15 protein-coding genes and 1 tRNA gene are annotated in these 14,213 nt (G+C 31.9%); 8 read left to right on the top strand and 8 right to left on the bottom strand.

Annotated elements, in window-relative coordinates; translation table 11 throughout:
* Positions 1 to 44: 44 nt before the first annotated feature.
* Positions 45 to 551, bottom strand: a complete 507-nt coding sequence (gene ribH / locus H0I30_RS06645; protein WP_218771102.1) for a 6,7-dimethyl-8-ribityllumazine synthase — start codon at positions 549 to 551, stop codon at positions 45 to 47.
* The gene (locus H0I30_RS06640) at positions 551 to 1,333 is read right to left on the bottom strand and encodes a tol-pal system YbgF family protein (protein ID WP_218771101.1); all 783 of its coding nucleotides are present in this window, start codon (positions 1,331 to 1,333) and stop codon (positions 551 to 553) included. The genes ribH and H0I30_RS06640 overlap by 1 nt, the downstream gene beginning before the upstream one ends.
* 114 nt (positions 1,334 to 1,447) lie before the next feature.
* On the opposite strand from H0I30_RS06640, the gene H0I30_RS06635 reads away from it, so the two are divergent.
* Positions 1,448 to 2,527: a DNA replication/repair protein RecF gene (locus tag H0I30_RS06635; RefSeq protein ID WP_218771100.1), complete on the top strand. Its 1,080-nt coding sequence runs from the start codon at positions 1,448 to 1,450 to the stop codon at positions 2,525 to 2,527.
* An 82-nt stretch (positions 2,528 to 2,609) separates the two neighbouring features.
* Positions 2,610 to 2,909, top strand: a complete 300-nt coding sequence (locus H0I30_RS06630) for a DUF721 domain-containing protein (RefSeq protein WP_218771099.1) — start codon at positions 2,610 to 2,612, stop codon at positions 2,907 to 2,909.
* A gap of 80 nt (positions 2,910 to 2,989) precedes the next feature.
* Here H0I30_RS06630 and H0I30_RS06625 read toward each other — a convergent pair whose 3' ends face one another.
* Positions 2,990 to 3,409: a nucleoside-diphosphate kinase gene (locus H0I30_RS06625; protein ID WP_218771098.1), complete on the bottom strand. Its 420-nt coding sequence runs from the start codon at positions 3,407 to 3,409 to the stop codon at positions 2,990 to 2,992.
* Positions 3,410 to 3,502: 93 nt separating this feature from the next.
* On the opposite strand from H0I30_RS06625, the gene H0I30_RS06620 reads away from it, so the two are divergent.
* The 5 genes from H0I30_RS06620 to H0I30_RS06600 all read left to right on the top strand — a co-directional run bounded on the left by H0I30_RS06620 (position 3,503) and on the right by H0I30_RS06600 (position 7,480).
* Complete coding sequence (locus H0I30_RS06620) at positions 3,503 to 4,531, top strand: bifunctional oligoribonuclease/PAP phosphatase NrnA (RefSeq protein ID WP_218771097.1); 1,029 nt, start codon at positions 3,503 to 3,505, stop codon at positions 4,529 to 4,531.
* The gene (gene gldI, locus H0I30_RS06615) at positions 4,521 to 5,045 is read left to right on the top strand and encodes a gliding motility-associated peptidyl-prolyl isomerase GldI (protein ID WP_218771096.1); all 525 of its coding nucleotides are present in this window, start codon (positions 4,521 to 4,523) and stop codon (positions 5,043 to 5,045) included. Before H0I30_RS06620 ends, gldI begins: the two co-directional genes overlap by 11 nt.
* Before the next feature lie 13 nt (positions 5,046 to 5,058).
* Positions 5,059 to 5,784 carry an FKBP-type peptidyl-prolyl cis-trans isomerase gene (locus tag H0I30_RS06610; RefSeq protein WP_218771095.1) on the top strand — a complete coding sequence of 242 codons (726 nt, stop codon included), beginning with the start codon at positions 5,059 to 5,061 and terminating at the stop codon, positions 5,782 to 5,784.
* Between the two features lie 89 nt (positions 5,785 to 5,873).
* On the top strand, positions 5,874 to 6,917 hold the full coding sequence (locus H0I30_RS06605; protein WP_218771094.1) for a peptidylprolyl isomerase: 1,044 nt from the start codon (positions 5,874 to 5,876) through the stop codon (positions 6,915 to 6,917).
* A gap of 2 nt (positions 6,918 to 6,919) precedes the next feature.
* Positions 6,920 to 7,480 carry a phosphatase PAP2 family protein gene (locus H0I30_RS06600; protein ID WP_255554345.1) on the top strand — a complete coding sequence of 187 codons (561 nt, stop codon included), beginning with the start codon at positions 6,920 to 6,922 and terminating at the stop codon, positions 7,478 to 7,480.
* 180 nt (positions 7,481 to 7,660) lie between these two features.
* Here H0I30_RS06600 and H0I30_RS06595 read toward each other — a convergent pair.
* A tRNA-Ser gene (locus H0I30_RS06595) sits at positions 7,661 to 7,745 on the bottom strand.
* Between the two features lie 334 nt (positions 7,746 to 8,079).
* Here H0I30_RS06595 and aroC point away from each other — a divergent pair.
* On the top strand, positions 8,080 to 9,141 hold the full coding sequence (gene aroC, locus H0I30_RS06590; protein WP_218771093.1) for a chorismate synthase: 1,062 nt from the start codon (positions 8,080 to 8,082) through the stop codon (positions 9,139 to 9,141).
* Between the two features lie 793 nt (positions 9,142 to 9,934).
* On the opposite strand, the gene H0I30_RS06585 is transcribed toward aroC, so the two are convergent.
* From H0I30_RS06585 to H0I30_RS06570, 4 genes are all read right to left on the bottom strand, one after another.
* Positions 9,935 to 11,569: a pyruvate dehydrogenase complex dihydrolipoamide acetyltransferase gene (locus H0I30_RS06585; RefSeq protein WP_218771092.1), complete on the bottom strand. Its 1,635-nt coding sequence runs from the start codon at positions 11,567 to 11,569 to the stop codon at positions 9,935 to 9,937.
* A gap of 3 nt (positions 11,570 to 11,572) precedes the next feature.
* Entirely contained in the window at positions 11,573 to 12,568 is a 996-nt protein-coding gene (gene pdhA / locus H0I30_RS06580; RefSeq protein WP_218771091.1) for a pyruvate dehydrogenase (acetyl-transferring) E1 component subunit alpha, read from the bottom strand.
* Between the two features lie 141 nt (positions 12,569 to 12,709).
* Complete coding sequence (locus tag H0I30_RS06575; protein WP_218771090.1) at positions 12,710 to 13,390, bottom strand: hypothetical protein; 681 nt, start codon at positions 13,388 to 13,390, stop codon at positions 12,710 to 12,712.
* 129 nt (positions 13,391 to 13,519) lie between these two features.
* Positions 13,520 to 14,182, bottom strand: a complete 663-nt coding sequence (locus tag H0I30_RS06570; RefSeq protein WP_218771089.1) for a M15 family metallopeptidase — start codon at positions 14,180 to 14,182, stop codon at positions 13,520 to 13,522.
* Positions 14,183 to 14,213 lie beyond the last annotated feature (31 nt).

The raw sequence follows: 14,213 nt of genomic DNA, 5'->3' as shown, positions 1-14,213 counted from the left end.
AAACATCTTGGTTCTTTATATTTTAATTGTAATTTTTGTGATCTTTAAAATCCTAAAGAACCTTTAGGTCTTTCTAAGTTTTTAATAGCAGCCATTTTTACAGCAGCTACGGCACATTCAATACCTTTGTTACCTAATTCTCCTCCAGAGCGATCTAAAGATTGTTGTTTTGTGTTGTCTGTTAAGACACAGAAAATAACAGGAACATCGTATTTAATGTTTAAATCTACAATTCCTTGTGTTACTCCTTCACAAACAAAATCGAAGTGCTTTGTTTCTCCCTGAATTACGTTTCCAATTGCAATAACAGCATCTACTTTTTGAGATTCTATCATTTTTTTACAACCGTAAACTAATTCGAAGCTTCCAGGTACCTCCCAAGAAATAATATTCTCTTCTGTTGCACCGCAATCTAAAAGTGTTTCGATAGCACCTTTTTGTAAGTTGCCAGTAATTTCAGGATTCCATTCTGAAACAACAATCCCAAATCGAAAAGATTTCGCATTTGGGATTGAAGCTTTATCGTAATATGATAAATTTGTTGTTGCCATTATTGAGCATATTTTGCGCTATTGATATATTTTTCAATATCTCTACCTTGATCAGTAGTAGCGTATTTTTCTTTAATGCTTGTGTATAATTTTTCAGCAGTACCATATTCCTTTAAGTCCATAGCAATTTGAGCTGCTTTGAATAAAAATAAAGGAGATGTAAAGTCATTGTCTTTTTTGTTGGCAGCTTTTTGATAATAAGCTAAAGCATCTTCTGGTTGGTTAATATCAGCAAAAGCATCACCGATAGCACCTAAAGCAGTTGGGCCTAATAATTCATCATCAGAATTAAAATCACTTAAATATTCTATTGCTTTTTCGTATTTTTTCATTTTTAAGTAAGAAATACCAGCATAATAGTTTGCTAAGTTCCCTGCTTTAGTTCCGCTAAAATCAGCAGCTATATCAGTAAAACCATATTTCCCGTCACCACCAGTTAATCCTAAATTATATAAAGAATCAGCTGCAACTCCTGCAGATATTGTAGCCTTTGCAAAGAAAGTTCTTGGGTAAGCTAATTCGTTAGAAGCTTCTTGTTCGTTAGGTTCTGCAACAAACTTAGTGTATGCTAAATATCCTAAAATTAAAGCAGCAACTGTTACCAACCCGTAAAATAAAGGCTTGCTGTTTTTCTCAATCCATTGTTCAGATTTGTTGGCTGTATCGTCTAAAGTATTAAATACTTCGGCGGTAGTACTTTGAGATTCATCAAAGTTTTCTACTTCTTCCTGTGCAAACTTTTCTTTTTTAGGTTTATAACCTCTTTTCTTGTATGTAGCCATAATTGCTTAAAAATTAGTGGCGACAAAAGTATGTTTTTAAATTGGATTTTAAAAATCGGTTATTCGTAAAAAAAATGATAATTTGCGCTTTCTTTTTCGAAATAATTCTCATTCATGTATTTGCAGAAAATATCACTAGTAAATTTTAAGAATATAGAAACGCAAACCTTTGATTTTCAGAAGAAAATAAATTGTTTTGTAGGTAATAACGGAATTGGTAAAACCAATGTCTTAGATGCTATTTACTATTTATCTTTTGCAAAAAGTTATTTTAATTCGGTCGCTGGACAGAATATTCGTCATGGTCAAGATTTTTTTATGATCGAAGGAGATTACTTATTAGGCGACAGAAATGAGAAAATTTTGTGTTCTTTAAAAAGAGGTCAGAAAAAAATGCTAAAAAGAAACGGAAAGGCTTATGAAAAGTTTTCTGAGCACATCGGTCAGTTACCCTTGGTAATTATTTCACCTGCGGATAGAGATTTAATTGTAGAAGGAAGTGAAACTCGTAGAAAATTTATAGACGGCGTTATTTCTCAGCAAGATAAAAGCTATTTACAAGGGTTAATTTCGTATAATAAGATAATAAGTCAGCGTAACGCTTTGTTAAAGTATTTTGCAGCAAACAGAATTTTTGATGCATTAAATTTAAAAGTGTACGATGAACAATTAGTTGAATACGGAACCGTTATTTATGAGAAGAGAAAAGCTTTTTTAGAGGAGTTTGTGCCTATTTTTAATGAAAAGCATCAAATTATATCGGGCGCTAAAGAAGAAGTGAATTTGCGTTATAAAAGTCAGTTACACAATTCTTCCTTGACAGATTTGTTTTCGCAAAGCTTAGAGAAAGATAGGTTATTGCAATACACGTCATCAGGAATTCATAAAGACGATTTAAATTTTGAAATAGGAGAGTATCCGATTAAAAAATTTGGCTCTCAAGGGCAACAAAAATCATATTTAATAGCTTTAAAGTTAGCGCAGTTCGAGTTTATAAAAAAACAATCTAATGTAACTCCGATTTTATTATTAGATGATATTTTTGATAAATTAGATGAAAATCGTGTTGCACAAATAGTAGATTTGGTAAATAATGATGCTTTTGGACAAATTTTTATTACCGACACGCATTTTGATCGTACCGAAAGTGTTATAAAAAAGAGTAATCAAGAATATCAGATTTTTAAATTATAAAGTAATTACAGGAAAGAATGTTAAAGTAATTAATTAAAGGTTACTTTATTTTGTTCACAATTACATATTATCATAATTAATTATGGCAAAAAAAAGAGAAAATGATAGTCTTTCAATGAAAGATTTGTTAGGTAGTTTTATAAAAGAAGGAAACTTAAATAAAGGTTTTCAGAAAATACACATAGACGAGGCTTGGGGTAAAATGATGGGGCCAGGAGTGGTGTCATATACAAACGAAGTAAAATTGCAAAACGGAACTTTAATAGTTAGTTTAACTTCGTCAGCGTTAAGAGAGCAATTAAGTTACGGAAAAGATAAAATCATAACTATGATTAACGAAGAAATGGGCGAAACATTGGTGAAGAAATTAATGTTGGTGTAGTTTTTTGTCTACAATAAAAAGCACAAAAAACTCGTTACGATTTAGTAACGAGTTTTTTTATATTTTAAGAAAGTGTGTTCTTAGAACATCTCTCTACCAGAAAAATGGAAAGCACCTTCAATAGCAGCATTTTCATCAGAATCAGATCCATGAACAGCATTTTCACCAATAGATGTAGCAAACATTTTACGAATAGTTCCTTCAGCAGCATCTGCAGGGTTAGTAGCACCGATTAAAGTTCTAAAATCTTCAACAGCGTTGTCTTTTTCTAAAACAGCAGCGATAATTGGTCCGCGAGTCATAAATTCAACTAATTCACCAAAGAAAGGGCGTTCGTTATGCACAGCATAAAAAGCTTCAGCATCACGCTTAGTCATTTGCGTTTTTTTCATTGCTACGATTCTAAAACCTGCAGCATTAATTTTGTCTAATATTGCACCAGTATGTCCGTTTTCAACACCATCTGGTTTAATCATTGTAAAAGTTCTATTTGTTGCCATCTGTATTTGTTTTAATAGTTGTACGTGTGAACGTCACACAAAATCGGCGCGAAATTACACAATTTTTTTAATTTAATTGTATATTCGCCACTTATGATTTTAAAACACTTTACAGAACTCAAAGAATTTTTATCGCAACCTAAAAATATTGTGATAATAGGTCATAGGAATCCCGATGGTGATGCCGTTGGCTCTACTTTAGGATTAAAACATTATTTAGATAAAAAAGGACATACCGCTCAGGTGGTTATGCCTAATGAATATCCAGATTTTTTACATTGGATTCCTGGGTCGGATACCGTTTATCGTTTTGATCGTCAGAACAAGCAAAGTGTTCGGTCTTTAAATAATTCAGAAATTGTATTCCTTTTAGATTTTAATGCATTGCACAGAGTAGGAGGCGATATGCAGAATACTTTAGAGCAATACAAGAATGATTTTGCATTGATAGATCATCATCAACAACCAGACGATTTTGAGTATATGTATTCAGATACTACTATGTCATCTACCTGTCAAATGGTATATAACTTCATTGAAATGATGGGAGATGTTGCTTTGATTGATGAAAATATAGCAACTTGTTTATATACAGGTATTATGACCGATACAGGTTCTTTCCGTTTTAGATCAACCACAAGTACAACGCACCGTATTATTGCAGATTTAATTGATAAGGGAGCTAAGAATGATGAGATTCATAGTAATGTACACGATGCAAATTCATACAGCCGTTTGTTACTGTTAGGGCAAGCTTTAAGTAATATGAAGTTGTTGCCAGAGTATAAAACAGCTTTTATAACTTTATCCGAAGAAGAAAAGAAAAAGTTTAATTACGAAAAAGGAGATACAGAAGGTGTTGTAAATTATGCACTTTCTTTAAAAGGAATTGTATTTGCAGCTATTTTTATTGAAGATAAAGAACAAGGAATAATTAAAATGTCACTTCGTAGTAAAGGGAAGTTTTCTGTAAATCAGTTTGCTAGAAATCATTTTTCAGGTGGTGGACATGACAATGCAGCTGGAGGTAAAAGTTTAGAGTCGATGGAAGATACGATTGCAACATTTACAGCGTTATTACCTAACTATCAAAAAGAATTAGAAGCATCTTATGAAGTTTAATATAGTTTTTTTCTTACTAGTTGTTTTAAGTATAAGTTCTTGTAAAGAGCCTGAAGCAAGAAGGCCAAAAAAACAAGGAACCGTTAACTTTTATAAAGAGGTTATTGCTAAAAATAAAAAACTAAATGCTTTAGAGAAAGAGCGATTAGAAAACTTTATTTCTAAAGATACAATTCATAAATATATAGCTTCAGAAAGCGGATTTTGGTATACATACATTGTTAAAGATACTTTAAATACCGTAAAACCTAAATCAGAAGACCTTGTTTTATTGAGTTATGAAGTTTCTGATGTACAAGGAAATGTTATTTATCAGAAGAAAGAAAGAAATTATAAAGTAGATAAAGAAGATTTTATTCCGGCATTACAAGATGGAATAAAGTTGATGAAAAAGGGAGAAACAATTACATTTGTAATTCCGTCATACAGAGCTTTCGGAGTTGTAGGAGATGGAAATAAGATTGTTGTAAATCAACCAATAAAAAGTACAGTAACATTAATCGAAATTAAATAACAAATAAATAAAAATGAAATTAACTAAAATTTTAGCAGCAGCAGTTGTAACCTTATCAATCGTATCATGTGGTAATAGCCAATTTGAAACAAAAAAATCATTAGCAACAGAAATAGATTCTGTAAGTTATAGTTTAGGTTTAGATATGGCGAATAAGATTAAAACAAATTTTGATGATATAGATCAAGGTTTATTCGTTCAGGGATTTAAAAACGGAATGGATTCTACCAATTTATTAGTTGAGTCTAAAGATATAAATAATGTTTTAAGAGCGTTTTTTCAGAAAAGACAAGAAGAAAAAATGAAGGAGCAACAAGCGCTTCAATCAAAAAAAGCAGAAGCTGAATTTGGAGATCATAAAAAAGCAGGTGAAGATTTCTTAGCTGAAAATAAAACAAAAGACGGTGTAAAAACAACAGCTAGTGGTTTGCAGTACATTGTTTTAAAAGAAGGAAATGGAGATGCACCAACTGCAACTTCACGTGTAAAAGTTCATTATCACGGTACATTAACAGACGGAACTGTTTTTGATAGCTCTGTAGATAGAGGTGAGCCAACAGAATTTGGAGTAAACCAAGTTATTAAAGGTTGGACAGAAGGTTTACAATTGATGAAGTCTGGAGCAAAGTATAAATTTTTTATTCCTCAAGATTTAGCTTACGGAGCGCAACAAAGAGGTGCTACAATAAAGCCTTTTTCTGCTTTAGTGTTTGATGTAGAGTTACTTGAGGTTAAGTAATAGCAATATAAAAGACTAAAATGCAATTAGGTTAGTACTTGTTACTAACCTAATTGATTGTTTATAAGAGAATCTTAAAATAATAATAAATGAAGTTTTATAAAGTTTTAATAGCAGTAATGGTATTGTTTTCAGCTTGTAAATCTGTTAAATATCCAGATTTAGAAAACGGATTGTATGCAGATTTACAAACTAATAGAGGGGATATTTTAATAAAGCTATACGAACAAGAAATGCCAATGACGGTTGCTAATTTTGTTTCTTTAGCTGAGGGAAATAATCCTAAAATGACAGACTCTTTAAAAGGGAAGCCTTATTATGATAAAACAAAATTTCATAGAGTTATTAAAGATTTTATGGTTCAGGGAGGAGATATTACTGGTACAGGTGCTGGTAATGCTGGTTATAAGTTTGGAGATGAGTTTCCTATGGATGAAAACGGACAATTAATTTACAAACATGATTCGCCAGGTGTATTGTCGATGGCAAATTCAGGAAAAGCAACAAATTCCAGTCAGTTTTTTATAACACATAAAGAAACACCTTGGTTAGATGGTTTACATTCAATTTTCGGTAAAGTACTATTTGGTCAAAATATTGTTGATGTAATTAAGAAAAATGATTACATCAATCATGTAGCGATAATCAGAGTTGGTAAAGAAGCTAAAAAGTTTAAAGCAGCTGTTGTTTTCGAGCATGAATTAACCAATGTAGCAAAGCGAGAAGCTGAGCGTAAGAAAGCTGTAGAGGCTGCGAAACGTAAGTTTCAAGAAGAAAAAGGTATTAACGATGCTGTAGAAACAGATTCTGGTTTAAAAATTTTAAAGTTACAAAAAGGTAACGGTAAAAAGGTTAACCCTGCATTACCAACTACGGTGCATTATACGTTATATTTAGCAGATGGGAAAAAAATAGACTCTAGTTTAGATAAAAAACCATTCACTTTTACAATCAACAATACAGAAAAACCATTAATACCAGGTTGGAAAGAAGGGGTAAAAACAATGAGAGAAGGAGATAAATCAACATTTTTTATTCCTTATTATTTAGGGTATGGTGAAGCTGGTTTAGGTCCAATCATAGGTAAAGCTGATTTAATTTTTGAAATAGAAGTATTAAAAGTAGGTAAATAGTTTTGATAGAAAACATTATACAAAAAGACAAGCAACTCCTTATTTATTTAAATAATTTAGGAAGTGAGCAATGGGATGGACTTTGGTTAGCGATAACGAATCAGTTTAACTGGATTCCTTTATTCGTTTTTATGCTTTTTTTGATATTTAAGCATTATGGATGGAAAAAAGGATTGTTTACCATGGTATTTATAGCAGCCTTAATTACTTTTTCAGATCAAATTACAAACGTTATAAGAGGGGTTTTTGAAAGGTTAAGGCCAAATAATGATCCTGCTATAAAAGATTTGCTAAGAACGTTAATAAGACCGCAGAGTTTTAGTTTTGCTTCTGGTCATGCAACAACATCTACAGTAGTTGCTGTTTTTTTAATTATGCTTTTAAAAAATCATGTACGTTATATTAGATTCCTACTTCTTTTTCCGTTAGTCTTTGCCTATAGTAGATTGTATTTAGGTGTTCATTTTCCTATTGATATTTTATGTGGCTTTATAAACGGAACCGTAATAGGTTTTTCTGCTTATGCATTATATACGGTATTAGTTAAAAAAATATTTAATTAGTTATAATTCTCTAACAAAAAAACGATCCATTTTATATAAAATGGATCGTTTTTTTGTTAGAGATAATTCAGGTTTTTCAATTTATACTGCAGGAGTAGTTTTTATAAATCGAAAAAAGCTTACAAAGTAAGTTTTTTCTTTAATCCCCTAAAAAAAGCCGAAGCGTTAGCTTCGGCTTTGCGGAGAAAGAGGGATTCGAACCCCCGGTCCTGTTACAGACAACGGTTTTCAAGACCGCCGCATTCGACCACTCTGCCATTTCTCCTGACATGCTAATCAAGTATTCCCTGATTGCGGGTGCAAATATAGAACCTTTTTTTAGTTCTAAAAAAATATAATGAACTTTTTTTTAATGTTTTTTAGATAAAAAGTGAGTTGTGTCTGCAATTGTTTTGTTATCAGGTAGTTTGCTTTTTTGTGAAAAGAATTTTTTTTTATAAAAATATCATTGAGGCACATTTATTTTTAAAAACGGGATATTTAAATAGATTAGAAAGCGAAAACCATTTAATTTTAATATCGTTTTTAAGATAATTATAGTTTAAAAGCGATAGTTTTTCATTTCAAATAAATTATTTTTGTTTTAAAATAGATAAAGCATGTTTAATTCATTTGGGAATATTTTAAAACTAACCACTTTTGGTGAATCACACGGAATTGCAATAGGAGGAGTTATAGATGGTTTTCCGGCAGGGATGGAGGTAGACTTAAATGCCGTTCAAAAAGAATTAGATCGGCGTAAGCCAGGACAATCTAAAATTGTAACCCAGCGTAAAGAACCAGATACTGTCGAGTTCCTATCTGGTATTTTTGAAGGTAAAACAACTGGGGCATCTATTGGTTTTCAAATAAAAAATACCAATCAAAAAAGTAAAGATTATAATCATAATACAAATGTATATCGCCCTTCGCATGCAGATTATACCTATGATAAAAAATATGGAATAAGAGATTATAGGGGTGGTGGTCGTACATCCGCACGAGAAACTGCTAATTGGGTAGTTGCTGGTGCTTTGGCAAAACAATTAATTAAGCATATTAATATAAATGCGTTTACTTCATCTGTTGGCGATGTTTTTATGATGAAACCTTATCAGGATTTAGATTTTACGAAAACAGAAAGTAATGCTGTTCGTTGTCCTGATGAAGCTTCTGCAGAAAAAATGATTACTAAGATTAAAGAAATAAAAAAAGCAGGCGATACTATTGGTGGTACAATTACTTGCGTAGCTCAAAATATGCCTATTGGTTTAGGGGAGCCTATTTTTCATAAATTACATGCAGAGCTAGGTAAAGCAATGTTATCTATTAACGCTGTAAAAGGCTTTGAATTCGGAAGCGGGTTTTGTGGCGCTAAAATGCAAGGTTCTAAGCATAATGATATTTTTAATGAAGATGGTACTACACAATCAAATTTATCAGGAGGAATTCAAGGAGGTGTTTCAAACGGAATGGATATTTATTTTCGAGTAGCTTTTAAGCCAGTTGCTACTATTATGCAAAATCAACAAACGATTAATTCACAAAATGAATTAACAGAAATACAAGGTAAAGGTCGGCATGACCCTTGTGTGGTTCCTAGAGCTGTACCTATTGTAGAGGCGTTAACAGCTTTAGTATTGGCAGATTTTTGGTTGATGAATAAGACTCGAAAAGTTTAAATAAATATACAAGATAAATAGATGCTAATTTATTTTCGTTGTAAATGGTTTTTTAAGAGTTTTTATTGAAGATAAAAAAGAAAAACATAAATTCGTTATGGGTGTGTGTGCTCAATAATTGTGGCATTATATTGTTCTTTTGTAGTTGAAATTCAATTTCATATTTAAGATTATCAGCTAAATAACGCTTTAATATAGTTATAGAAGTAAAATTAAAAGAGAAGGATAGGATGTTGTACGGTTTTTCTTATCAGTAGGTAAAAAGAGTTTGCAAACACTCTTGTTGCTTTTACTAAAAGGATAAAGAACTATTATAGAATTAACTACATCAAAAATCAGAAGGTAAATCTAGATAAGTATTTGTAGGTATGGAGTATTTTGTAATACAAAAAAAAGTAAGATTATCAACTCTAAGAAGCAATCAGACCCTAATTTCAAATCAGGTTATTTAGGTAATAATTTGGGTTAGACATATTATCCGAAGAAAGTATGAAAACAATTAATACTTTTAAGAGTAAGAACCCGAAGTATTCTGCATTAAATGTAAATGATGTTTTAACTTGTTTTATAGCGTTTCAAAACAGAATTATTAATACTACTTAAGTTTGCTAAGAAAGTCGATTTAACAGCTGTAAAAACAGCGATAAGATTGCTTGTTTTAAAGTTTAAACATTGAAATTATTTTCAATTTATAGTTTACTATAGCGAACCACATGTAGTACAAGCGAAAAAAAGTATTAAAATAAAAAAGCTCGCAAATTGCGAGCTTTTTTTATAGAATATTATTGAAAAACTATGCTAACATTGTAACAGGGTTTTCAATAAATGTTTTTAATGTTTGTAAAAACTGAGCACCAACTGCACCGTCAACCGTTCTGTGGTCGCAAGCTAAAGTTAATTTCATCGTGTTACCGACCACAATAGCACCGTCTTTAACAACAGGTTTTTGTACAATGGCTCCAACAGATAAAATTGCTGAGTTAGGTTGATTTATAATAGAAGTAAAGCTTTCGATACCAAACATTCCTAAGTTAGAAACCGTAAAAGTACTTCCTTGCATTTCAGCAGGAGTAATTTTCTTATTTCTTGCTTTACCAGCTAAATCACGAACCGAAGACCCTATTTGAGTTAAGCTTAAAGCATCTGTGTGTTTTACAACAGGTACTACTAAACCTTCATCAACAGCTACTGCAACGCCAATGTGAATATGACTGTGAAATAACGTATTGTTATCTGTCCAGCTAGTGTTTACATTCGGATGTTTTTTTAATGCCATAGCACACGCTTTTACAACCATATCGTTAAATGATACTTTGGTATCAGGAATCGAATTAATTGTTTTACGAGAAGCCATTGCGTTGTCCATATCTACTTCAATATTTAAGTAGAAATGAGGTGCAGAGAATTTAGAATTTCCTAATGCTTTAGCTATTGCTTTACGCATTTGAGAATTTTTAACTTCTGATGTATTTTCTTCTCCGGCAACAGCAAAGTTTCTTACTGCAGATGGATTAGAGGTGTTAGTATTCGTTTTAGTTGTGGCAGATGGAGTGTAATTTTCTACATCTTTTTTAACGATACGTCCGTTTTCTCCAGAACCTTTAACATCAGCTAAATTAATTCCTTTATCTGTTGCTATTTTTTTAGCTAGTGGAGAAGCAAATATTCTACCTCCAGAAGGAGTTGTTGCAGTTTCAGGAACTACATTTTTTTCCTCTTTTTGATCGGCTTTTTTTTGATCGGCTTTTTTGTTCTCTTCTTTAGGAGCAGCAGTTGTATTTCCTGATTTCTGAGAAGCTAATACAGCATCAATATCTGTACCTTCCTTACCAATAATAGCAAGTAAAGTATCTACAGGGGCAGCTTCACCTTCTTGAACACCGATGTGTAATAAAACACCTTCGTTAAAAGATTCAAACTCCATTGTAGCTTTATCAGTTTCAATTTCAGCTAAAATATCACCCTCTTCAACTTTGTCTCCAACGCTTTTTAACCAAGAAGCTACAGTACCTTCTTCCATGGTATCACTTAGTCGAGGCATGTTAATAACAATTGCACCTTCAGGAGTTGCTGTTGTTTCGTTCTCGCCAGCGTTATTTTTGTTATCGCTTTCCTCTTCTTGCTTAGGAGTTTCTTCCTTTTCTTCTTTATCGGCAGTGTTTTCGTTTAATAAAGAAGTAATGTCTTCACCTTCTTCACCAATAATAGCCAATAAACTATCAACAGGAGCGCCTTCACCTTCTTGAACACCAATGTGTAATAAAACACCTTCGTGAAAAGATTCAAACTCCATTGTAGCTTTGTCGGTTTCAATTTCGGCTAAAATATCGCCTTCTTCAACTTTGTCTCCAACGTTTTTTAACCAAGAAGCTACCACTCCTTCTTCCATCGTGTCGCTTAAGCGAGGCATGTTTATAATTGTAGCCATGGTTTACTTAGATTTTATAAATGGATAACCTTCTTGTTCGTATACCATATCGTGTAATTGGTTTATTTCAGGATATGGAGATTCATCAGCAAACTTTTCACATTCTTTTACTGATTCTTTTACTTCTTTTTTAATAGCTTCTATTTCTTCTTCAGAAGCATATTTGTTTTCTTTAATGATCTCTAATACTTGCGAAATAGGGTCAATCTTTTTATACTCTTCAACTTCGTCTTTTGTACGGTATTGTTGTGCATCAGACATTGAGTGACCTCTATATCGGTATGTTTTCATTTCTAAGAAAGTAGGTCCTTCACCACGACGAGCTCTTTGTACAGCTTCATCAACAGCTTCGGCAACTTTAATAGGGTTCATTCCGTCTACCGGTCCACAAGGCATTTCGTATCCTAAACCTAACTTCCAGATATCAGTGTGGTTAGCAGTTCTTTCAACAGAAGTTCCCATTGCGTAACCATTGTTTTCAACGATGAAAATTACTGGTAACTTCCAGTTCATAGCCATGTTAAAAGTTTCATGCAATGATCCCTGACGTGCAGCTCCATCACCAAAGTAACAAAGAGTTACGGCATCATTACCTTTGTATTTGTCTCCAAAAGCTAATCCTGCTCCTAACGGAATTTGACCACCAACAATTCCGTGACCACCGTAAAAACCAAATTCTTTTGAAAAAATGTGCATAGAACCACCCATACCTTTAGAGGTACCTGTAGCTTTACCATATAATTCTGCCATTACACGTTTAGGATCTTCACCCATACCAATTGGTTGTACGTGGTTACGGTATGCAGTAATCATTTTATCTTTAGTTAAATCCATTGCATGTAATGAACCAGCTAAAACAGCCTCTTGACCGTTATATAAGTGTAAAAAACCTCTTACTTTCTGTTGAATGTAAACAGCTGCTAACTTATCTTCAAACTTTCTCCAAAATAGCATGTCTCTATACCAATTGATATAGGTTTCTTTGGTTATTTTATTCATTATATATTAGTTGTTTATTTAAAGTTTGTTTGTTTTGCGTATTTTAAAACGTAACTACAAAAGTAAGTAGTTTTTGGTAATTTTAAAAAAGTTCTTGTTAAAAGTTATAGCAAGGTTTTTTTGTGCTAAAATCTTTGAACTCTAATCTTTTTGCTTTGCTATAATAATTGATGCTTTTGCACCTGTAGCCAAATTCCATTGATTAGATGAAATAAGCATACCTGCATCATTAAAAATTTTAAATCCTGCGGTGTTAGGGCCTGAACTTCCTTGATTTAAGGCTATGATTTCAATCGTATTTATACCTTCATCTAAAGGGATGTTAAAAGATTGGTAGTTTTGTTTAAGTGTTAAATTACTAACTACCGGAATATTATTTACAAGGATCATTACCTGATCTCCGTCTGGATACTGAAAATCTCTGCAAATAATATTTACATTTTTAGATTTTGTACTAAAACTCCCTAAATCTTGATCGATAACAGGGTAGTTGTACATTCCGTTTATTTTTTGGAAAGATTTTAGGTATTGCTGCTCTGCTATTTTAGCTTTGGTTAAAATACCTTTATTCTCTAAATCTCTTTCAGCTTGTTTCTTTTTAAGATCCTTTTGTTGTTTAGTATGTGCCGTTTTAAAACCATCATTATTTTTAAAATCTAACGATGTTGGTTTTTTAACGTCTTTAGATGTGGCAGGTATATTGCCAAAAGAAGAAGAGTTATTATTTTTTTTATTGCCAAAAGAACCATCAAGTTGCGCAAAATTATATGAGCTTATACTTAACGTAATAATAAATAAAAAGAAGTGCAGTTTTTTTGTCATTTCAAATAAATATAGGCAAATATAATGCCCATTTTTTTTCTTTGTCTAAACAAAGCGTTAAAACTTACTTGTTATGTAAGTTGTTTTAGTAGAGGTGATTACTTTAGAAGTATGTTTAACAGTTGTTTCTTAATGAATAGGAAACTTAAAATAAGTTGAAGGAAAAGGTTCATTTCTTAAAGTAAAATGCCACCATTCTTTAGAATAAGGTCTAAAATTATATTTACGCATTATAGTTTGTAGTAATTGTCTGTTTTTTTGTTGTTGTTTGGTTAATTTAGGATATACAATATGTGAAGAGATTCCGAAAAAATCATAAGGACTTCCCATATCTAACTCCTTATTTGTTTTTAAATCGATAATAGTTAAATCGACTGTGCTACCTCGAGAATGACCAGATTTTGACGATATATATCCTTTTTTAAATAACTGCCTTTTCTTAACATTCGGATAGTATTGCTGCTTCATTACTGTGTCATTCATAACACGTGCCCATTTCACAAAATGATTTACGGCAGTTTGGGGTCGATAAGCATCAAAAACTTTCAGGCTCAATTCTTTTTTTAGTAACTCGCCTTGTACTTTACTTAATGCTTTGGCTGCTTTTGTAGTGATAATAAGTGTGTTTTCTTGATACCCATTAATCGCAGTACCTACAAAATTATTATCAGAGCAATATCTAAGTTCTTTTTTTATAGAAGGAACTATTTCTTGTAAATAAGAAAACCCTTTTGGTAGCTGCTGAGATTGAACAAATAACGAGAATAATAATATTAAAACAGTGTATTTCATATCGTAAAAATAAGGAAATGGTTTTTAAATA

It is taken from the genome of Tenacibaculum sp. AHE14PA (assembly GCF_019278465.1).
GTDB classification, from domain to species: Bacteria; Bacteroidota; Bacteroidia; order Flavobacteriales; family Flavobacteriaceae; genus Polaribacter; species Polaribacter bernardetii.
Note: the sequence above shows the minus strand (reverse complement) of the source record. Positions and strands in the feature narration are given on the sequence as shown.